This window comes from Vibrio sp. 10N.261.52.C2, assembly GCF_041471425.1.
In the GTDB taxonomy this organism is placed as follows: Bacteria; Pseudomonadota; Gammaproteobacteria; order Enterobacterales; family Vibrionaceae; genus Vibrio; species Vibrio crassostreae_C.
The window spans coordinates 1-244 of record NZ_JBFROH010000100.1 but is presented as its reverse complement, the minus strand read 5'-3'; the positions used below and the strand labels follow the sequence as shown (position 1 = coordinate 244).

Here is a 244-nt window from a genome sequence, read left to right as displayed (position 1 = left end):
ATCCAAGGCGGTCGAGCGCAAGTACGCACAGTGTTATATATGGCAATGATGTCAGCCATGCAATGTAACCCCGTATTCAAAGCAACTTATGCTCGACTTGTAGCTGCCGGAAAGCCTAAGAAAGTCGCAATAATCGCGTGTGTTCGAAAGATGGTTGTGACTCTTAACTCTATGCTGAGAGATGGCGCCATGTGGGATGAAAACACTGCCAAAAATTAATCATTGACGCCATAGTCGTTTGTTA

1 pseudogene is annotated in these 244 nt (G+C 45.1%); it reads left to right on the top strand.

Annotated elements, in window-relative coordinates:
- Window positions 1-219 (top strand): annotated as a pseudogene (locus tag AB4307_RS21850) (IS110 family transposase); the annotation flags it as partial.
- Window positions 220-244 lie beyond the last annotated feature (25 nt).